General features: G+C 41.0%; 14 protein-coding genes and 1 pseudogene. 6 read left to right on the top strand and 9 right to left on the bottom strand.

Going from position 1 to position 21,662, the window contains the following annotated elements; genetic code table 11:
* Nucleotides 1-4: 4 nt before the first annotated feature.
* Entirely contained in the window at nucleotides 5-1,342 is a 1,338-nt protein-coding gene (locus tag GLIP_RS00405; RefSeq protein WP_008842557.1) for a MotA/TolQ/ExbB proton channel family protein, read from the bottom strand.
* Nucleotides 1,332-2,072, bottom strand: coding sequence for a DUF3450 family protein (locus GLIP_RS00400; RefSeq protein WP_226992157.1), 741 nt, complete (start codon nucleotides 2,070-2,072; stop codon nucleotides 1,332-1,334). Before GLIP_RS00400 ends, GLIP_RS00405 begins: the two co-directional genes overlap by 11 nt.
* 264 nt (nucleotides 2,073-2,336) lie before the next feature.
* Between GLIP_RS00400 and GLIP_RS00395 the strand changes: the two genes are divergently transcribed.
* The 4 genes and pseudogenes from GLIP_RS00395 to GLIP_RS00385 all read left to right on the top strand — a co-directional run.
* Complete coding sequence (locus GLIP_RS00395) at nucleotides 2,337-5,321, top strand: Tn3 family transposase (protein WP_008842555.1); 2,985 nt, start codon at nucleotides 2,337-2,339, stop codon at nucleotides 5,319-5,321.
* Between the two features lie 1,115 nt (nucleotides 5,322-6,436).
* Nucleotides 6,437-6,700 (top strand): hypothetical protein, encoded by a 264-nt coding sequence (locus tag GLIP_RS22185; RefSeq protein WP_226992156.1) that lies wholly within the window; start codon nucleotides 6,437-6,439, stop codon nucleotides 6,698-6,700.
* Nucleotides 6,701-6,721: 21 nt separating this feature from the next.
* The gene (locus GLIP_RS22180) at nucleotides 6,722-6,952 is read left to right on the top strand and encodes a transposase (RefSeq protein WP_052154909.1); all 231 of its coding nucleotides are present in this window, start codon (nucleotides 6,722-6,724) and stop codon (nucleotides 6,950-6,952) included.
* 392 nt (nucleotides 6,953-7,344) lie between these two features.
* Nucleotides 7,345-7,602 (top strand): annotated as a pseudogene (locus GLIP_RS00385) (AI-2E family transporter); the annotation flags it as partial.
* 572 nt (nucleotides 7,603-8,174) lie between these two features.
* Here GLIP_RS00385 and GLIP_RS00380 read toward each other — a convergent pair.
* From GLIP_RS00380 to GLIP_RS00365, 4 genes are read right to left on the bottom strand one after another with little or no spacing between them, the layout of a single operon-like run.
* A complete protein-coding gene (locus tag GLIP_RS00380) occupies nucleotides 8,175-9,731 on the bottom strand; it encodes a sodium/sugar symporter (RefSeq protein ID WP_008842549.1) in 1,557 nt (518 codons plus the stop codon).
* Nucleotides 9,732-9,763: 32 nt separating this feature from the next.
* Nucleotides 9,764-11,794: a glycoside hydrolase family 97 protein gene (locus GLIP_RS00375; protein ID WP_008842548.1), complete on the bottom strand. Its 2,031-nt coding sequence runs from the start codon at nucleotides 11,792-11,794 to the stop codon at nucleotides 9,764-9,766.
* Entirely contained in the window at nucleotides 11,791-12,957 is a 1,167-nt protein-coding gene (galK, locus tag GLIP_RS00370) for a galactokinase (protein WP_008842547.1), read from the bottom strand. Before galK ends, GLIP_RS00375 begins: the two co-directional genes overlap by 4 nt.
* Complete coding sequence (locus tag GLIP_RS00365) at nucleotides 12,954-13,997, bottom strand: UDP-glucose--hexose-1-phosphate uridylyltransferase (RefSeq protein ID WP_008842546.1); 1,044 nt, start codon at nucleotides 13,995-13,997, stop codon at nucleotides 12,954-12,956. The genes galK and GLIP_RS00365 overlap by 4 nt, the downstream gene beginning before the upstream one ends.
* Before the next feature lie 114 nt (nucleotides 13,998-14,111).
* On the opposite strand from GLIP_RS00365, the gene GLIP_RS00360 reads away from it, so the two are divergent.
* On the top strand, nucleotides 14,112-15,116 hold the full coding sequence (locus GLIP_RS00360) for a LacI family DNA-binding transcriptional regulator (RefSeq protein WP_008842545.1): 1,005 nt from the start codon (nucleotides 14,112-14,114) through the stop codon (nucleotides 15,114-15,116).
* 9 nt (nucleotides 15,117-15,125) lie between these two features.
* On the opposite strand, the gene GLIP_RS00355 is transcribed toward GLIP_RS00360, so the two are convergent.
* The 3 genes from GLIP_RS00355 to GLIP_RS00345 are packed head-to-tail and all read right to left on the bottom strand — an operon-like array spanning nucleotide 15,126 to nucleotide 20,682.
* Nucleotides 15,126-16,640 (bottom strand): tryptophan halogenase family protein, encoded by a 1,515-nt coding sequence (locus tag GLIP_RS00355; RefSeq protein WP_008842544.1) that lies wholly within the window; start codon nucleotides 16,638-16,640, stop codon nucleotides 15,126-15,128.
* The gene (locus tag GLIP_RS21190; protein ID WP_008842543.1) at nucleotides 16,637-18,196 is read right to left on the bottom strand and encodes a putative 2OG-Fe(II) oxygenase; all 1,560 of its coding nucleotides are present in this window, start codon (nucleotides 18,194-18,196) and stop codon (nucleotides 16,637-16,639) included. The genes GLIP_RS00355 and GLIP_RS21190 overlap by 4 nt, the downstream gene beginning before the upstream one ends.
* A gap of 23 nt (nucleotides 18,197-18,219) precedes the next feature.
* On the bottom strand, nucleotides 18,220-20,682 hold the full coding sequence (locus tag GLIP_RS00345; RefSeq protein WP_008842542.1) for a TonB-dependent receptor: 2,463 nt from the start codon (nucleotides 20,680-20,682) through the stop codon (nucleotides 18,220-18,222).
* A 692-nt stretch (nucleotides 20,683-21,374) separates the two neighbouring features.
* On the opposite strand from GLIP_RS00345, the gene GLIP_RS00340 reads away from it, so the two are divergent.
* Nucleotides 21,375-21,662: helix-turn-helix domain-containing protein (locus GLIP_RS00340; protein WP_040521507.1), on the top strand; the 288-nt coding region annotated here is incomplete at its 3' end.

Here is a 21,662-nt window from a genome sequence, read left to right as displayed (position 1 = left end):
CACGTTATGCCGCCTGCTCTTGAAGTTCATTTGCGGGCGGGTTTTGTGTAGAGACTTTGCCAAGTTTGATGGCTGTGGCATCTAGCTGCGTGTTGTGATTACGGATAAAGCGATTTAACAAGGCATGAATCACCAATGCAGGTATTGCGACAACCAAACCCAACTCAGTTGTAATTAGTGCTTTGGATATGCCTCCAGAGACAATAGTTGGATCACCAGTGCCGAATAAACTCATCATCTTAAAGGTTTCTATCATGCCCGATACGGTGCCAAGTAAACCGATAAGGGGAGCAACTGATGCCGTAATTGCCACTGCGCCTAAATTCGACTGAAGCCTTTGCCTATATTCAAGTAAAAACGCTAAAAGCCTGTTATCGCGTTTTTCCCCGACGCTGCAATCCAACGTAATTTCAACGAGTTGTTTTTGCGCTCCTTTTAAGTTTTTAGATAAGTTACTTAATTGGTCTGAAGCATTAGCTGATGCCTGCAATAATTCTATTCTTTCGGCCAACATGGGTTGGAGTTTTGGCAATCGATACAATTGCACACTCTTAGCGATACCAATCATTAATGCGAAAAAACCAAACCCAATAATAGGAATAACCCAGACTCCTCCGCGCAATAAGTGCTGAGCAGGACTTTCTTGTTGTTGTTGCTTTTTGACCACATTGCCAAGGGTAGGATCGAAGGTGATAAGCCCACGCTTAGTTTCAAAAAGAGAAAGTAGTTGTTGACTGATATCGGCATTGAAATTTAGTTGAACTTTGTTTTCACTATCTAGCAAACCAGTTTGCTTACTTTGTGGCAATAGAAACCATTTTACTGGCCCTGCTTGCAACACTTTGGCATTTTGATATTGGCCATTACTGAGCAAAATGCGTTGCTCTGTCCAATCTAAATTAAGTGAGTTTCGTTGCTGTATAGCTAATGTAGTCAAGTAACTTTGGGAATCTCCAAGCCCAGTAGTCATTGATGCTAATTGTTCACCCGACAGACCGTTTCGTTGCGCAATGTCAATCAACATATTTTGCTGGTAATTTTCTTGGCGTTGCCATTCATTTACCCGCGATTCTATTTTTGATAATGCCAAGGTTTGGTCATCCAGTACCCTGCGTTTGACAGCTACTTTTTGGCGAAGAGACAGCACTTGATTTTGCTGTTTTTGGATTTCTTCAGCAAGACTCCGAGTTTCATTGGCAATGTTTTCTTCTAATTTATTCAAACGTTGTTGAGCGTTTTGAATATCTACAAGTAAACTTTTAGAAACCGCATCTTGAGCAATTGCCGTATTACTCAAAAGAACGTACATGAGAATTAAACAACTGGTAATTTTAATTCTCATATTGTTTACTTCCTAGCACTATTGGCAGGCTCACAAGCTTAGCTTGATTCACATTTTTAATGGCTGTTACAAAATCGAGTAATGCATCAGCATTCACGCTCGTAGGTTGTGCTTGCCAAACCCAACCGCTAGGAGAACTATGCCCACTTCCCCAAAATCGCCCGTCTAGACTCACATACCACCCCCTTGAAGTTCCTAAAAACACTTGTTCTACTTGCACTTCCATGTGATTTTCAAAGGTCATGCTAGTTTGATGAGTAACAATGCGTTGATTGTACTTTTGCATGCTATCCAATAAATAAAGTTGCTTTTCCAGACGCTCACCGTTTTCGGATAAAGAATCCAACACCAACAATTCTGTTTCCCATTGCTGCTGGAGCGGAGGTGGAAGTTGAGGATAAATTCCAATCAATAGTTGTTGCACTTTTTCCAATTGACTAGATAACCTATTTTGAGTTTTTTCTAGTTCGGTTTGTTGTGACAATAATGCTAATCGACGCTCGTCAATTTCATCATTATGAGTAGTGTCATCTTGCATCATTGCACTTAAGGTTTTATTTTCTGCTTTTAACAATTGCAACTGTTGCTCTAGAAGGGGTTTCCTCTCTCTCCAATTGGCGTTTAGTGTGCTAATTTGCTGCTCAAGTTGAACCCACCGATTAACCAATTTATCCAGATCGGTCGGAACTGCTTTTGCTAAGCAGCTAAATAACAAACAACTTGAAATCATAAATACTCGCATAAGCGCCTATCTTGAGTTTTTGACAATAATAAATTTAAGAACCCTACCTTAACCGATAATGATAATGATAATGATTACCATTTAGATTTTGAGGTATTGAAATTATTCTTGATCGGGGTTCTAGGGATTTTCCCCTCTAAAGTAACATAAACCGCCATACTCACTATATTTAAAGGCATACAAAGGTGGGTTACTTCTCCAAAGTATGGCAAATTATGAGGTTAACAACCCCTTAAACTTAACGTAATTCCTATGGCTATAAAAAACGAACTCTCAATTCTTACCAAAGCTGAGCAGCTTGATCTATATTCTCCGCCGCTATTATCACTTGAACAACAACGATTGTATTTTACGCCAAACGAGATCGAGTTAACAGAGTCGAAAAGCATTCGCCAAAGGAGCCACCGATGCTATTTCATTGCGTTATTAGGGTATTTTAAGTCTAAGCCTGTCATTCTTTCACCTAGCTTTAACCTCATCTTTGACGATATGCAGTTTATTTCAACGCAAGTTCAAGGAGGCAAAGGGATCAGGCCTTTCAGCATAAATAAGATGCAGCGTGACCGTATTTATCAAAGAATACTGAGGTTACTAAACTATCAGAAATGGGAAGAAAGTCTGCACTTTGCGCCGTTGCACGATCATCTTGTTATCGTCGGCAAAGCTTGGCTTGAGCCTCGTTATCTATTTGATGCAGCCGCTGAATATCTAGCAACGCATAGAATTGCCATCCCTAAATATACTGTCGTACAAAAGCTTATCAGTCGTGTTATCCAACAGGTCAAGAAGGCGTTAAATAATAAACTTCGTATTCATGTTTCATCTGAACTACACGGATTTCTAAATACTATTATCGATGACAAAGATGGGCTCTCCTTAAGCCAGCTTCGAGCCGGTGCAAAAAGCGTTATGGTGACAGAGCTAAAAAAAGAACTGACGGTGTATCATCAGTTACAGCCTTATACAAGACAGATTGATGATGCTGTTAAGGACTTAGCCTTATCGTCTAAAAACCAACAACACTTCGGTGAAATGGTGGATTATTATGGCAGTAAACTAAAACGCTTTAAGCGTCCACAGCAACACCTATGGTTGCTGTGTTTTCTGACTCAACGCATACGGCAATGCCTAGAGCGACTGACTGATGGTTTTATTCATCATATCCGGAAACAACAAGAAGCTGCGCATGCGTTTGCCCAACAGGCAGTGTTTGATTCATGGAGGTCCGCTGCGGACAATGTCACCAAAGCAGCAGAATTACTGCATCTGTTTGTTGATGACAGTATCGACGATCATCAACCATTTGCGACGGTTAGGCAACAAGCATTAAGTGTAATGAATAACCAAGATATAGAAACGCTATGCCTGTACTTAAAAAAGCAAAAACGCACGGTAGAAGAATATCAATGGCAATATTATGATGATCAAAAAGGGTTAATAGAGCAGTTATTAAGGCCCGTGTTTCTATGTATTGAATGCCAAGCAGGTAAAGGCTCAGAAGCATTAGTGACCCAGCTCAGAACCACAAAAACAGAACTATTAGCAGGTAATACATTACAAACAATGGATAGTACACTTATCCAACAAAAACATCGTCCATGGTTACTCAACAACGATGTTGTTCATCCACAGCGATATGAATGGTTGCTTTACCGACAACTGACTTCTCGGCTTAATGGTCGAATTTACTTATCAAACGTCACTAAATATCGTGCGCTAGAAGACGACTTAATTGCATCGTCAATACAGTCTGATCTATTGGCATCATCGACATTGGAAAAGCTAAAGCAGCCGATTCAAGGGCTACTGCAAGCAAAACAAATACGCCTAACAACATCCCTAGAAGATGTTGCTCGTCACATTGATAATGGTGATAACCGCAACGTGATCATGAAGAGCCGAAGTGGCACACGATGGCGGCTGCCAGTTAAAGGCTCCCAATCACTTGTCAACAACCCTTTCTTTAAACAGATGATGCCCGTCAGTATTGCTGATGTATTGCGTTATGTTGAACAAGAAACCAACTTTATGCAATGCTTCGCACACGTGCTGCCAATACAAAAACAAGTAGACGCCAATCAGGATGATTTATTGGCTATTCTAATTGCGAATGCGACACATCGCGGCGTATATGGGATGGCACAAATATCTGATCGCAGTTATGAGCATCTAAGCACTATACAAGCTAATTATATTAGGCCTGAAACCTTGCAAGATGCTAGTGATATCATCAATAACGCAGTAGCGGCACTCCCTATTTTCCGCCACTATCATATCCAAGAAGATGTCCTACACGCCAGTACCGATGGGCAAAAGTTTGAAACTCACCTTGAGACTTTTAAAACTCGCTATTCCTCGAAATACTTCGGCACCAACAAAGGTATTACGGCCATGACGTTAGTTGCCAACCATAGTGCGTTAAATGCCCGTATCATTGGCTCTAATGAGCATGAGTCCCATTATATTTATGACTTACTACAATCTAATACTAGTGATCTTAAGCCTGACGTACTCTCAACCGACACCCATGGTGTTAATCATGTTAACTATGCCTTATTGGATTTATGCGGTTATAGTTTTGCGCCTAGGTATGCTCAGTTCACCAGTGTGATCAATGACCTATTTAACGTAACTGAAACCGACGACGGAAACACGCACCTGACGCTGAAAAAGCCGATAAAAATGAATGTGATTGAGGAAGGCTGGCAGGATATTCAGCGTATCGTTCTATCCCTTCAAGAAAAACGCACAACACAGGCACTGCTAGTACGCAAATTATCTGGTTATCCATCTGGGCACCCTATATTACAGGCATTAACGGAATATAATAGGCTCATCAAAGCCCAATATTTACTTGATTATATTGATGATGCAAGTCTGCGCCAATATGTTCAACGAGCACTGAACCGAGGCGAAGCCTGGCATTTCCTCAGGCGAGCTATTGCATCGGTCAATCGTGACCAATTCCGTGGGAAAAACGAATCAGAAATAGTCATCTGGAACGAGTGTGCCCGTTTGACGGCAAATGCTATCATATACTTTAACTCGATGATCCTAAGTCATCTATTATTGCACTTTGAAGAAGTTGGTGACGAGGAAAAAGCAGCAATAACTCGACAAGTATCACCCGTTGCATGGCAGAATATTAATCTGAGCGGCACTTATCAGTTCGCTAGCAACCGCAAACTACCTGATTTACAGGAAATAACTAGACCTATTGTTGAAAATGAAGTCTAACAAGGAAAGTAACCCAGCTCCGCAAGCCATTAAACGCGAGGGTTATAGCGGTTTATGTTACTTTAGAGGGGAAAATCCCTAGAACCCCACGATGCAGTGGAAACGCAAATCTCTAAAAGAATTAACAGCATCACTTTATTTTCTTGAGCACCCAGATAAAAAGCTATTGAGCGAAGAAGAAATAAATGAATCATGGTCGTTGCGCACGGCACGCAAACTATCAACTTTTTAGAGCACTCAGTGTGCGATCTAATTAATGTTTGAAACTAAAAGCGGCAGAATTCCTTTTCGCATTGAGCCTATTCGCTTCCCTCAATTTCATAAAATTTGGAACTGAAGAAAGTTAAATCGTACTATCTCAAAAAGCATAACAAATTAATGTTTGGAACTACTCAACATTTTTACCGCTTTGCACTCTGAGGTTGGAACCACAATTTAAGGAGCGCGTGCACATACATCCGTTTTTCGCAACAGATGGCAGGTTTGAGCTGAACCTTTCAAAAAATATTATATCGGTGGAATGACTGCAAAGCCCAAGTTGCCGGACGGATCTATTTTTAGAATTTAGTTGTCATTTTTTGCTAGAACTGAGGTCTTTATCTTTAGCATTGCCAGGCAAGTAAACGGCAATTGCTGTCGTACGCCGTTCAAATTTGAATGAGCATTCTATGCCAGAACAAAAGTGTCAGGATCTTTTGCACTTATTTCGGCCTATCGGCAAACCGACCGTTCAGGCAGTCGTTAATTACGTCTCTTTTTGCCACACTTGCCTGCATAAAATTCAAAGATGAACGAATGTGCCGGCAATACGACAGAGTGAACAATACAAACGTCATCGACCAGAAACTACCTTGCTTTAACAATTGGTCGAACATTACTATCATGGCTTTACCGTAAACTTAGTCAAGCGGGCTTTTCCAATAAACAAGCAAAAACGAGGGGTTATTACGCTAATTTAACGTTTGTGCAGTGCCCTGAATCTAAACATCCATTTTCAGATGCTGTTCTTGGAAGGCGCAATAAGCGAAAACCCATGGGGTGGCAAGACTTCTACTCGAATCATTGCCCAAAGAGCGGGCACGTGAGCAGCATCTCATAGCGACATGGTCGAACTAGTGGATACTATCAGTCAGCGAATTGCTCAATATTTAGAGAAAGTGGGATTGTTAGAGCGAGATATGGAAAATAGCTTGCTCAACTTGCCTGCAGATGATGAAGATAGCCTGCTCCAATTACAAGGTGCATCTGCCAGCTGCCGCATCGCTATGAGTCCTCAAAAGGACAAAAAATGTTTACACTACAAGCCCTATCGGCAAGCAATTAAGGCGAGTAGGACAGTTAGTCAATACCTCTGGGGAGGTATTCGCCAATACCGATGAACCCGATAAATTAGAAAGGCTATGTCGCTATATCAGCCGCCCAGCGATCAGCGTTCAAGCATGACTGACCGTGTAAATGTATTCTTTGAATTGAAAACGCTATATCGAGACGGGACCAACCACGTATTTTTTAATACTTTGGGCTTTATTGGTAAGTTAGCCGCTATTATCGCGCCACCAAGACTTAATCTGCCCCAATTTTTTTGCGTTTTCGCTCCTAATAACGCCCCTCGAGTACAATTGCCTGCATAATAGAACCTCGCGTGATCAAAAAGATATTGGCACATTTTGACAAAATATATCCCAGTTCAGCGAAAGAATTGCAATTTCCGCCTTGACGAGCGCCTCATGAGAAACAGCGCGACAATAGCTTCTTCGTTCAGTGCGACCTCGAATTTGGAGCATAGGGGTCATTTACTGCAAGAGCTAGGAAAAACGCTATTACATGTTGTGGGCATTCGCGTTCCAAGTACCCATTTCCTGTACCATTGGCCTATCTATTAAATGACATCGAAAACTAACATGTCGTACAAAACTTCTACAATTTGACATTTCAACAAACCAAACTAGTCAAAAAGACAGCTGTAGCAAGGATTAGCAAATAGCTTTAATTCGTTTCGTACTCGTTTCAGTTTTGTAACGATTGGACTTCGATTGCAATAGTGCTGGAAATCTTTACAGTGGGTCAGGCGGCAGAAGGTAATGTTATAACGCCCAAGTTGGTAGGCAATTCTGTTGGCTTGCATCCTGTTTGGCTCATTATTTCACTGTCTGTTTTTGGTAGCTTGTTTAGTTTTTTAGCTTTACTCGTTGCTGTACCGATAGCGACTATATTAGGTGTTCTTATCCGCTTTTTGATTGATAAGTATAAGCAAAGTACGCTTTTCAATGGGAGCGAGTAGTTTTTAATATCAGTTTAATGGTGCTGAAACCTTGCCGCTGTGGTCAATATTATATTAATGCGGCGAAATATTCTACTGCTGCTTCACATAAGCAAGCAAAGCGGTGGAATACAGTCACATACAGGTGTCTTTTGGGCAAAGGCTGCTAGTTTTTATACATCACGTTTCCGCTTGTTCTGCCACTCTTAAAACTTCATAGGAAACGATTACGTCTTAAAATCTGTGTCTAGTCTCGCCGCCGAAAACAAAGGGTCGGAGTGGTCAGATGGTGACACCCCATAATAAAAATCAAATTTGCCACCGGTAACATTTTTTGGTAACAAGTAGCATGTGCATTCCTTTGCTGAAAGTAAACCAAAGCAATTAGCTAATTATTTGGTCAACTAACAGCTAAATAAAATAACGTAAGTGGTGCGTCCTTTTGCACATTTACAAATTTCCAAACCCTTTTTCCTGATGGCGATCGTTATGTTTGCTATTTAAGACCGTTTTTTCGAATTCGTAGCGCTACCCCTTAAACAACATCATGACTGCTTTACCCAGCCACTGTTTTTTAAAATACAAAAAGTAATTCACCACCAAATGGTATACAGAAAAATCAAAATCAATATCACAATCGCGCTCGCTAAATTAAACGCGGTTGTAGTTGAAAAATTAATTTCTTTTATGTCAACGGTGGCTTTGCTGTGGCTACTTCCCAATAATGAGATGCCTGCACACAAGGCTAAGCAAATTAAAAATACAAGACCTACTCTGTCCATAAACGGCAATTCTGGCCAAAATACCTTAAGTAGCACTGAAAAAAGAGCTGAACCTATCGCAGCAAATAAAGCGCCATTTGCGTTGGTGCGTTTCCAGAACATGCCGAGTAAGAAAATTACCACGATGCCTGGTGTGAAAAAGCCTGTAAATTCTTGAATATATTGGAAAGCTTGATCAAACTTACCAAGTAATGGTTTAGCTATAACAAGTGCGACGCACAATGATAAAAACGAAACTGCTCGTCCAATACGCACATAGTGACTTTGTGATTTCTGTTTAGTGAAATGCTGGTAAATGTCCATGGTGAAAATAGTCGCAATACTATTCGTCATAGAGGCGATAGACGACACTATAGCAGCAACTAGCGCTGCAAAAACTAAGCCTTTAATGCCCGCTGGCATAATCCCCATCATCGACGGATAAGCTTGGTCAGGTGAACTCAAATCAGGAAACTTAATGACAGCAATAATACCGGGGAGTACAACTATAAGAGGCATTAGTACTTTTAAAAATGCAGCAAATACGATGCCTTTTTGAGCCTCTTTTATATTCTTGGCCGCTAGAGCTCTTTGAATAATGTACTGATTGAATCCCCAGTAACTAAAGTTCATTACCCATAAACCACCCACCAAGACTGAAATGCCCGGAAGGCTCATGTAATGGGGGTGATCGGAATTCAATATCATATCAAAATGACCAGGTAGCTCATTACTTAGCACCTTGAAACCGGCAATTACTCCTTGCTCATCGGCCAGTGAATTGAGGGCCAAGTATGATAAGAATAGACCACCAAAAACTAACAATGTCACTTGAATAATATCAGTGTATGCGACTACTTTTAGACCGCCGTACAGTGAATATGCAAGAGAAAATACTGCAAGAAAAATCATTCCGGCTGTTGCGCTTACGCCGGTCACTGTTTCAATGGCTAAGCCACCTAGCCACAAAATGGCTGTCAAATTAACAAACACATATACTGCTAACCAGAACAACGCCATGACCGTTCTCACTCGGGAGTCATAACGTTGTTCTAAGTACTGCGGCATTGTTAAGATATTATTTTTAATAAAAATAGGTAGCATATACTTTGCCACTATTAGCAACGTTATTGCTGCCATCCACTCATAAGACGCAATAGCCAAACCAATAGCGTATCCAGATCCTGACATACCAATGATTTGCTCAGCTGAAATATTAGACGCAATTAATGATGCACCTATTGCCCACCAAGGCAAGGCTTTATCCGCCAAAAAATAATCAACGGTACTACTTTGTGTTTTTTTGGCTCTTAGCGATATCCAAGAGCCCAAAGCTACCAGACCTAGGACATATGCAGCTAATATCGCGAAATCGAGAGTGGTTAGCATGTCTACCTCTTTTAATTATTGTAACCGGTAATCTATTTTATCGGCTCGAAACGAGCAGAATAACCGCCACCTGGAGCTAGCTCCAAAGCCAATGTATCTTTAGATGTGACAATGCGTTTTTCTATTGCGTAATCTTCGGCCCATTTTTTAGCATTTACACCATCTCTGAAAATCTCAACAGAGTATTTGCCTTTGCCTAAGAATTGCAAGTCAACGTTTAACTCTCTCGCAAATTCGTCGGTAATCGCTCCTAAAAACCACTTGTCTCCAGACTGGCGAGCGATCGCTACGAAGTCACCTATTTTTCCTGCAATTGGAATAGTAGCATCCCAAACCGTTGGAACTTTGGCAATGAAAGAGGCTGTGGTTTGCTCTTTTTTATACTGACTCGGCGAATCAGCCATCATCTGTAAGGGGCTTTCAAACAGTGTAAACAGGGCTACTTGATGCGCTCTTGTAGTTTGGCTCATAGGACGAGTGAATCTAATACTAAAATCCTGATGGTCACTGGCTTTTCCGCTGTAGGATATTGCTTCCCATGCAGCCGGCCCAATAGCATTAGACATAGCTCCCGGCGTATAGTCCATTGGACCTGCTACCATTCTGATAAATGGAAGTGTAGTGTTATGTTCGGGCGTTGAATCATAGCTCCACTTGTTCCACTCTAAGCCCTTAACCCCTTCACGCGTAATAATATTGGGGTATGCTCGACGTAAGCCCGCTGGTTTGTATGAACCATGAGGGTCAACTAACAATTTGCGTTTAGCAGCTTCATCGGCTATTTTCCAATAAAAATTGACCATCTCTTGATCGTCACGTTGGAAGAAATCAGGCTTGATGCCCACAGCTCCAAGTTCCACAAAACGGTCCATTGCTTCATCAAATTGATCTCTTAATGTTAGCCAAGTTGTCCATAAAATAATGCCCACATCTCTCTTTTTGGCATGAGCCATGATGGCGGGTACGTCAAATCCTTCTACTGTTCCCATAAGATCACCTAATGGGTACCAACCTTCATCTAAAATGACATACTCGATACCATTGTCTGCTGCGAAGTCTATGTAAAATTTATACGTTTCTGTGTTTAAACCTGCCTCAAAGTCAACACCATGTAAATTATTGGCGTTATACCAATCCCAAGCTACTTTTCCTGGTTTTATCCAACTTGTGTCACCAATTTGATTAGGTATCGCCATTTGGTAAGTTAGTTGATTGCTCAACAAATCAATATCATTTTCAGCTATTGCTAACACGCGCCAAGGAAACTCTCGCGAACCGTCCGTTATTGCTAGAAAATCTGCACGCTCTGCGACTGGCTCATTCCTATCTTCCCAAGGAGCCTCGCCCATAACAACTTTTGTGGGCAACTCAGGGAAAGTACCTTTCAGACCATTTTTTCCGTTGCCAGTTAACCACATACCTGCATAATCCCTAAGTGCAGTTTCGGTAATCAGGACCTTCGCAGGGGAAGAGTTGACTAAGGTTGGAGTGCTGCCTAATCGAGATTTAATGTCGCTTATTGGTTCAAGTAGATAACTGCGCTCATTATGGGAGTAAAAACCTTCTTCTTCAGGGAAATAGGTTGTGGTACCTGATGCAAAATTAAATTCAGCAAGTTCGTCAATCACTTTTATAGAACCATCTATATCAGTTACAAATTGATAGCCTACGCCGTTGTCATATGCTCTAAATCGCAAGGTCATTTTGTTATCAAACTGCAATGATAGTTGATTGTAATGATCGTCAATTTGCGCAGACTTTACTCTCACTTCGGGGTAAACAGTTGCTCTATTGTTATCAGTAGAGGCGTTAATAACGTTTGTATTTTTAGAAAGTGAAGGATAACCCTCCACAAACAGGTCAACTTCGGAAAAATCGAGGATAGTTTGCCCCTTAAATTCAACCGAATAAGTCACTCCCTCCTTAACTTTTACTACAACGTCAATCGTTTCATTAGGCGACGATAACCTATACTCTGAAATACTTTGTGTGTCCGCCCAACTTGCCGTGTTGAGCAGTATTGCAAAGCCGATAAAAATGGTCTTTAAAAAGTAGCGATTCATAACGCCTCCTGAACCTTGTGATTGTTAAAATTAAATGCGCCGTTTTCGACAGTAAAATTATAAATAGTTGGTTGTATGTTGACTATTTGCGGGTACTTTTTGGTTACTACTTTCGCTACTCGCGCGACTTCACTTTTGGGCACAAGTGCTATAACGCACCCTCCAAACCCTCCGCCCGTCATGCGAGCTCCACCTACAATAGGTAGTGCATCGTTGATAATCTCGACTAAGGTATCTATTTCGGGAATAGTTATTTCAAAGTCATCTCGCATAGAAACGTGGGAAGCTCTTATCAATTGCGATATTTCTGCAAGATTATTATCCCGAAAAGCCAAATATAGTTTTTCAACACGTATGTTTTCACTAACAATGTGTCTCGCTCTTCGAAATTCTACATCTGTCAACGCATCTTGCTTGGACTCGAGCATCTCAATAGTTACATCGCGTAGTGAGCTTGTGTTGAGTTTGAGCGCCGCTGACTCACATTGTTCGCGTCGAATGTTGTATTCACTGCTAACTAAGGAACGTTTAACATTTGAATTGAACACCATGAGTTCAAGGCTGTCAGGAATTTTGCCATATTCTACGGAGAGGTTGCGACAATCAAGTTTGAGTGCTTTATTTTTCTTTCCTAAAGCACTGATGAGGTGATCCATAATGCCACACGCACAGCCGACAAATTTGTTCTCAGTTGCTTGCGCAATTTTTGCAGCCTCCTTACCATCCATTTCTAGACCAAACAAATCGACAAGACCTTTGATAAGGGCTACAGTCATAGACGCAGAAGAACTTAAACCAGCGCCTTGTGGTTGGTCACCGTAAATATAAATATTCACACCGCTAATTCGCTGCGTATGCTGATTAATCAGCTTAAACACACCACGAACATAATTTGCCCAAGGCATATCGTTATCAAATTGTATGTCGTTCAGATAAAACCTGTTTTTTTGATTGTCCATGTCTTTTGCTATTGCGATGACTTGCATATCATCACGAAGAGACAATTGTACATAGGTTCCTTTGTTTAGTGCTACCGGAAAGACAAATCCCTGATTGTAATCAGTGTGCTCACCAATGAGGTTTACTCTGCCAGGTGCAAAAGCGGTGACTTGTGGCAAATGACTAAAATGTTTTGCAAATGCCGAGTATGTAGTTTTATTCATCGCATTTCCCTTGCCATTCGGTAATGAGTGCTTGACTGATTTTTTAGTAATGCTGCGGCTTGTTCAGGTGTAATATCCCTTTGAGGCTCTCCAAGCATTTCATACCCCACCATAAATTTTTTAACCGTGGCGGAGCGCAACAAAGGTGGATAAAAGTGCCCATGCAAAGTCCACTCTGGGTGCTCTTCACCATCAAATACTTGACCGTGCCAACCCATTGAATAAGGAAAGGAAGTATTAAATAGGTTGTCGTATTTGATCGTGATTTGACTCAAAATTGCGGCTAACGAGTTGCTCTGTTGCACCGTTAAGTTGTGCAAATGCTGCACGGGGAAACGAGGTAACAGCAGGGTTTCAAAAGGCCATGCTGCCCAATAGGGCACTACAACCACCCAATCCTTGTTAGTACATACCACTCTCTCGTCGCGAGCAAGTTCTTGTTCAGCGTAATCCAATAATAGCGCTCTTTGCTCTTTCGCATAATATTGCAATAACTGTTTTCCAGTGCGCAAAGCTAATGAAGGTACTTGGGATTGTGCCCACACCTGACCATGCGGATGTGGGTTCGAGCATCCCATTACAGCGCCCTTATTTTCAAAAATCTGAACCCAAGGATACTTAACCGATAGTTTTTCTAGTAAATCTTGCCAAGTATTAATTACTGCGACAATTTCGTTCTCAGATAACTGAGCCATGGATTTGCTATGGTCAGGACTAAAGCAGATGACATGTGACTCCCCTTGAACTGACTGGCTTGTAAACAATCCATCGTGCTGTTCACCAAACGGGGTGTTGGGTTTTAATGCTGCAAAATCATTGGCAAACACATATGTAGTATGGTATTCCTCATTTTGCTCACCATTTATTCTCATATTTCCAGGACACAAATAACACGTCTCGTCATAAGGTTGATTTGACGATGTATCTTCAGCTTCGTTTTGACCTTGCCAAGGGCGCTTTGCTCGATGTGGAGATACAAGTACCCACTCACCTAGTAGTGGGTTGTATCGGCGATGTGGGTCATTGGATAGTTCAAACATATTATTGACGGTTTGTTAACATTTGGATTAGGGTAATCGTTTTCCCTTTGACTGTAAAGCACTTTATGAGCTACTATCAGTTAAATTCAATACAAATGTAGTTTGCACTCTGAAATGGTAACAATTAAAGATATTGCAAAAGCGGCTAATGTTTCCCAAGCAACCGTTTCTCGCGTTATTAACAATGGCCCGAAAGTAGGGCCCGCAAAACGCGCTCATGTTCAGCGTATTATGGATGAACTGGGTTATAGACCAAACCTTGCCGCAAGGGCATTTGTCACCAATAAATTTACCTCACTAGGTGTTTTAGTTCCTGAAATACTCGATCCTTTTATGGCAACTTTTGCGCATCACATAGAAAAATTATGTCAATCAATGGGCCTGCAAACCTTTATTACTTCGGGCCACAACGATGTAACAAAGGAAAAGCTTGCAATAGAACATTTGTTAGATCACAGAGTCAGTGCGATGGTGCTTCATTCTAAAGTCATTAGTGATGAAGATTTATTAAAATACTCTGAACTCTGCCCCGGACTGGTTCTGATCAATCGACTCGTACCAGGTTTAGAGGAACGGTGCGTGTGGTTAGACAACAGAATGGGAAGTGAATTGGTTGTGGAGTATCTTTTTTCGATGGGACATCGCGAGTTTGCTTACATCAATAGTGACTTTGAGATTGACGACCCACAATTACGCTTGAAAGGAGTCAAATCTTGTCTGACTCGTCACAACGTTAAATTACCTAATAGTGCAATTGCGTACGCGCCGCCTTTTCATGAAGGCGGGGCACAAGCTGTTGAATCACTAATGGCGCGTGGGACCAAATTTACGGCCTTAGTTACTTATAATGATGCGATGGCTGTTGGAGCAATGAACTTTATGCTTGACCAAGGTATGCATATACCTAGAGATGTATCTGTAGTCGGCTTTGATGATGTAGTGTATGCGCGAGATGCAAGGCCTCAACTAACAACTATGCGGTATCCTATTTCAATGATGGCCCAAGCTGCTGCAACTATCGCAATACAGTCTGCTCAGCAGCAAACCATCGATCCGACTATTCAACGTAAATATACGCCAAGCTTGATACGTCGCCAATCGGTGATTGAGAGAATGTAATATTACTAACTACGACATAAAATTTATGTCGGATCGACAGTGTTTAGTAATATAGTCTGCATGACTCGGAAGTTGTTGGGCAGCTTGGTGTAATGCTTGGTGCAGTTTACTTAGCCAAACATCACCCTCACTGTTGCGATAAGACATTAACGGATCACGTTGTTTTGGACGCAATCCTTGACCAATATAAACGGCTAGCCAACTAGCATCAGCAAATAAATCCATTTCTCCTTTTATCACTCTTCCAAAGCTCTCAAAGTGCAGCAATTTACTTTCTAGGGTTTCTGGGATAGGCATGTTCTTACAATATCGCCACATTTCCGAGTCGTCTCGCTCAGTTAACTTATAATGTAAAATTAAAAAATCTCTAATCGCTTCGAATTCATTAATTGCGATCCGGTTGTACTCATCAATAACATGTTGGTCAAAATCTGTTGTTGGAAACAGCGCGAGTAATTTGGCAATGCCTGCTTGGATCAAATGAATGCTGGTCGATTCCAATGGCTCCAAGAAGCCACTTGATAAGCCGATTGCCACTACATTTTTATTCCAAAACCGTTTTCGTCTTCCCGTTGTAAATTTTAATAACCGAGGGTCAGCTAATGGTTCACCATCAAGATTTTGCATCAAAGTGTCTAATGCCTCTTGTTCTGATATAAACTCATTGCTAAACACATGACCATTACCAGTTCTATGTTGCAATGGTATTCTCCATTGCCAACCTGCTGTATGAGCTGTTGAACGAGTATAGGGTGTGAAGTCTTTAAGTTCACATGGCACTGCCCAAGCGCTATTACACGGCAGATATTCAGACATATCTTCATAACCTGTCTTTAACGCTTGTTCAATCAATAAGCCCCTAAAACCAGAACAATCAATAAATAACTCCCCTTTGATTAGTTGATCGTTATCTAATACAACGGCGTCGACAAATCCTGAATTAGGATTAAGCTGGCTGTGTTTTATCTTACCTTCTATTCTTTTCACGTTTCGTTGTTCTGAATACTTTCTTAAAAACATTGCGTACGCGCCTGCATCAAAATGATAGGCGTACTCATATGTTGATAAGACATTTCGTGGGTCAGGCTGTGGCGGAGAAAATCGGCGTTGTTTAGCGGCAGCCCAAGCCATACAGTATTCATCCAACGGATGTGCAGTGCCAGATTGTTCAGCAGCTAACCAATGTTGATGAACATTGACAATATCAAATTGGCGTCCGTACTGTCCAAATGGATGAAAATAGCGATTGTTAAGCTTTCCCCAATTTACAAATTCGATACCAAGTTTGAACGAACCATGCGTATTCTTTAAAAATTCATTCTCACTGATCCCTAAAGTATTATTAAACGTTTTGATGGGCGGTATGGTAGCCTCGCCAACACCGACTGTGCCGATATCTTCAGATTCAATTAAAGTGATTGATACCCCTTTTAAAAGAGAATTTGAAAGCGCAGCGGCGGTCATCCAACCGGCAGTACCTCCTCCAACTATCACAATTTTTTGTATCGGATTTTGTGGGCTCATGTTTGGATTCCTGGTGGTTTGACGTCAAATGCTATTACAATTCGCTCGCCATCATTAAACGGTTGTGTTTGGTGCCAAGTCGTTGAAGGAAATAATACTAGCTTTCCGGGCTGAGGTGCCTCCTGATGGTAATGCTCGAGCTCTAGTTGCAAATTACGCGGAGGGGTACCAAATTGCAAAAAGCCATTGGGTGCTGGTCCCAATTGATTTTTGTTAGGAACCTTCAGATATAACACTGCACTGATCCATCCTTTAGGATGAGTATGCGAAACGTTGTGACCTTTTTTAACAAGCTTCACAGACCAACTCCCTGAAAATTTAATGTTGCCATTTAACGCGCTATCTCTCTTGCGCCCTAATAAAGGGTGAGTTGCATCATGCGGTGGTAAATCACGAATGTAATCCATTATTTTTGGCTTAATAAGTGCTACTAGGTCTTGTATTGCTTTTTCTTGGCGAGCAAAGAGTAACAAATCTGTTTGCGTACCCTTGCGGACTGATTGCTCTAAATAAGGATTCGAAGCACTGTGCAAATGCGTCATTAAATCAACGAGTTCGTTAATATGTTGTTCCTTTAGACCTACCTCATAACTTCGTATGAATTGATTGCTTTTCTCTAACCAATCCTGATAGCCACTTTTTTGAAGTCGCCATATTAAACTGAGGTAAGGTATGAATGTGCTGGCAAAACCATTTTGTGTGTAATGCATGCAGATAGCCGAAGCACTATCTAGCTGATTCAAGCGTAAACTCATTCGCATAATGGCCATGTCTTTCTCAACACTTTTACAATGTTCCAATGCCGAGAACGCTTTAAAAGCCTCCCGGTCTAACTTTTGTTCGCTAAGCGTAATTGCTTTTTTGATCAGAAAGGGGTCTTGCTTTTTTCGACCCACGGCCTTGCAGGCTGAGTCAATTAATACAAAAGCGTGTTCAAAATTCTGTTTAAGCAAGGCATGATTGATAAGTTGCTCATAGCAGAAATCTATTTCTATTTTTTCTCTGATTTTTAGTTTATAAAAATCTATCAGAGCCGCATCACCCGATTGAAGTAGCAATATATCGGCGTGAAGCTTTAAGATGTTTTTACTCGGTTTTTTTTGCGAAAAGTGCAGTGACAGAGCCTTCAAAGCATAATCATGTTCTTGCTCTAATGCCAGTGCATGAGCATAACCAATCAATAATTCCTCATTGAATTTGTCTTTTTCTAACAATTCTGCAAAAAGCTGCGAAGATGGTAGACCACATTGCAGTGATAATTTTGCAACGGAGAATAGAAAACGTGGGTTACTGGGTTCAATTGAGAGGGCTTTTTTCCAACTATCAAATGCATTCGAATACTGTTGCTCTTGTTGCTGCGATTCTGCTAGCAACTGCCAAAATAGGGGATTATCCAAATACTTGGAACGTTCGGTCATTAACATGCTCATAGCTTGTTCGCTGTTGTGTCGTGCTAACGATTCGCTAATAATATTCAAAAATTGCATATTCTGGTACATCATTAGATTAAAAAGAGGCGGCACAAATGTACCGCCCCAACCGTCGCATTGCAACAACGGGCACACACACCTCGAAATGTTTAGAAGTTTAAGCGGACAGATGCCTGTAGGTTTCTGCCCAGAACTGGAGACGCTGTAATCACTCCATTTGGTTCATCTACGATACCGTTTAAGCCTCTTACCGTAAATTCGTCAGTTAAGTTTTGTCCTATAATAGAAAACTGTAACCTTTCATTAAGATAGTAGGTCACGTTGCCACCAAAAATAGGTTTGTTTTCAGTTTCGACACCGGCGCCATTTCGGCTGCCATATTGACCTGACATATTAAGGCCAACAGACCATGATTCTAGTAAGTCATACGACGCATTAATTGCATAAGTCATCTCAGGGATGTCGTTAGCGACTTGCCATTCACTCGCACCAGCCGCGCGTTGCTCTGCATCTGTATAAGTTGCATTTGCAATAACGTATAAGCTATCAAAACTATAGGTCCCATAAAACTCAAACCCCGTTGTTCGGTATTCATTATCTAAAACACATCCTCCATTAGGGCAGGCTGGTGTGCTAGTTGGCTCAAAGTTTGATTGAGTAAAATCACCCTTTAATAAAGTCAACTCTGCTGTATAAGTGCCTCCGAGCAGCTCTCCTCTATTTTTTACACCAATCTCATACTGATTCACCTCATCGACCGCTGCGACTTGACCTGCTTCAGTGAGTGAACCATCAGGATTTATTTTGCCAGAAACAGTTTGGCGGTCGGCGTTGAAGCGATTACCTTTCGAAGCGCGTGTAAAGAAACTGGTGTCCTCATTAAATTTGTATAATCCACCAAACGTCCAAGATGTATAGCTCACACTGTAGTCTAAGTTTTCTTGATTGCCATCGGGCAATAAAGTAGGTATTTCAACGTCATCAACTATAGTTACAAACGCTTCTCCAGAGCTTTGAATTGCAAAACCACTCGCATCAACGGTATCACGGCGGACACTCCCATCTAGAATGAAGTCATCTGTTTCAAAATCAAGCGCAATATAAGGCGCAGTGTTTGTATAGTCGAGGTCATAATCGCGAGAACAACAAGCTCCCCAGTTATCATTAAAACCTGCGAGGCCATTAGCGGTTAGTTGATTACCATCTACGTCAAACAGATCCAGTTGGGCAGGCCTATTAACACCAGCAGCGCGAAAGTTTCGATTTGTATGCCAAGTCATCGCTATTTTTTGATTCATATAAAAATAGCCGCCACGTACTGCTAGTGCATTCCCATCTAAATCGAACTCTTTTGAAATAGTTAAGTCATTAACTAAGCTTCCGACGTCGTTCATTTGAGTAGATACATTAGTGTTTGTATCAATATACGGTAAGTCGTAATCTTGCCCCTGTTGTTGCCCATTTGCATATTGAATAGAGCCAACTACTGCTCCATTGACTGTTGAGCCTAATACATTTGATGTAAGTGTAGGTCCATGGAAGGGTTCGTTAAAAGAGCCGCTCATATCAGTCCATCGCATTTTATTGTCTATAATAATATCGTCTTCTAGAACGTAATGTACTTCACTACCAATAGCTAATGCTTGTGTAGATATACCAGACATACCCACTCGTTCAACGGCACCGTCACGATTAACAATCAAGAAAGTTTGATTCAGTGCTGATAAATTACTATCAGTACGTCCGTCCATTGTCGGATAAGGGCGTAGATTAGAAATCTTATTGCCGTTAATGTCAGCAAGTGCTAAAGACCCCGTGTAAAAAGGCTCCTGTGTATCAGCAGCTTTAAAGTTGAAACGAATATAGCTTTCGTCGTCATCTAAATACTTAGTCAAGTTACCTTTTACTTGGGTGCTATCAGAAGTGACAAAGCCAGGGTCCAAAGGCCCACGACCATTTTTCACGTAACCACCGACATGATATAAGACGGAATCCGAAGCTTCCCCACCATATCTAAAATCGACTCTTTTCTCGTCGTATCCAAGCCCGGTTGTCAGGTTGATAAAGCCGCCCTCAACTTCACCGGTATGCGAAATATAATTTATTATTGCGCCTGGAGCCTGAGACGCGAAAGTTGTTGCTGTTCCGCCTCTCACTGATTCAAGGCGAGCGACTGAGGCATCAAATTTTGTCCAGTAGTCATTATTACCGAATTGCATATCACCAAATAAGACCGTAGGTAGGCCATCTTCCTGAATCTGTACAAAAGGGGAGCCGCCGGTCGCAACCGGTAAGCCACGCACTGCAATATTCGCATTTCCTCCAGGTCCATTGTTGCCATTAGCTTGTATGCCCGGTAATAATCTAAACATTTCGACTTCTGAGTTGGGTTTAAAGTTTCTGATAACTTCATCATCTATGCTGGTTACCGAGATCGCCGATTCAATTTGAGAACGTCCAGCGACAGAGCCAGTGACAACAATTTGCTCAATTCCCTCTTTTTCTTGGTTTTTAGTTTCTTCGTTTTCTTGGGCAAATGCCGAAACTGAAATGGTAAGTGATGCCGAGACCGCAATACATACGAGGCTCCGGTTGAATTTATGTGTAGTCATATCGATTCTCTTTTTAGTTAATAATGAGTTAATATAAATCGCGATAGGTAAACGTTATCCCTTTTTGTATGTAATTTCAACTGTTTTTTAAATATTTGTTAATTTAATGATTGAAAATTAACTTCTGAATGTGCGTGATAACTAATTTTTGTGTCTAGTAAAAGATTAAAACTGAAAGGTGTAATAATTACGATTTTAATAAAACTGATAATAATCAATATCCTGCATCTTATTTTTCTCTGATAGCGGAGGGAATATGTAAGTGTTATTTTTTTTGCACACAAGTTTGATAGAGTACTTATTTATCATTACTTTACGGACATTAAAGATATAGACCTTCGAAGTAAGGGTAATCGTTATCTTTTGGTGTTCAGCAGTGAAGAGATGGTCATTTGGTGCACTTTGTTAGGTGTTTTTACGATGGGTTTAGTGGATTAAATCAGTTTTTATCTTAGCTTTCTGAAAAGTTAACCTTTTATAAGGCAACACCCACTGCATTTTCGAGGCTATTTTTCATTTCAATGGAACCCCCGTTTAAAAGTGTAATGCTACTACTTAAAAAGGAATACGGGTTTATGCTGCCACTACAAAGACAATTTAAAGGCGTAGGTGCTGAATGAGTTTTCTGAATTATGTTGCATTTTAACTTGACAAAACTTGACTATAAATAATGCCACATATATACGTCGCGCATGAAAAAAAGACTCAACATTAAAAACGCAGCCAAAGCAATGGATGCTTCAGGGTTATCCCAAACTGCTGTAGCTGAGCGATTAGGGGTTTCTAAAGAAGCAGTATCTCAGTGGTTTAAAGAAAAATCCTTTCCGCGTCCGAACAAACTACTTCAGTTTGCTAAACTTCTGCAATTCAGTTTTTCAGAGCTTGTTATTAATGAAGAGGACGATGCTCCTCTTATTGCTTTCCGAAAAAAAGGCAATTCGAGAACTACAAAAATTCATGTTGAGAAAGCGCAGGAAAAA

The organism is Aliiglaciecola lipolytica E3 (assembly GCF_000314975.1).
Lineage (GTDB): Bacteria > Pseudomonadota > Gammaproteobacteria > Enterobacterales > Alteromonadaceae > Aliiglaciecola > Aliiglaciecola lipolytica.
Note: the sequence above shows the minus strand (reverse complement) of the source record. Positions and strands in the feature narration are given on the sequence as shown.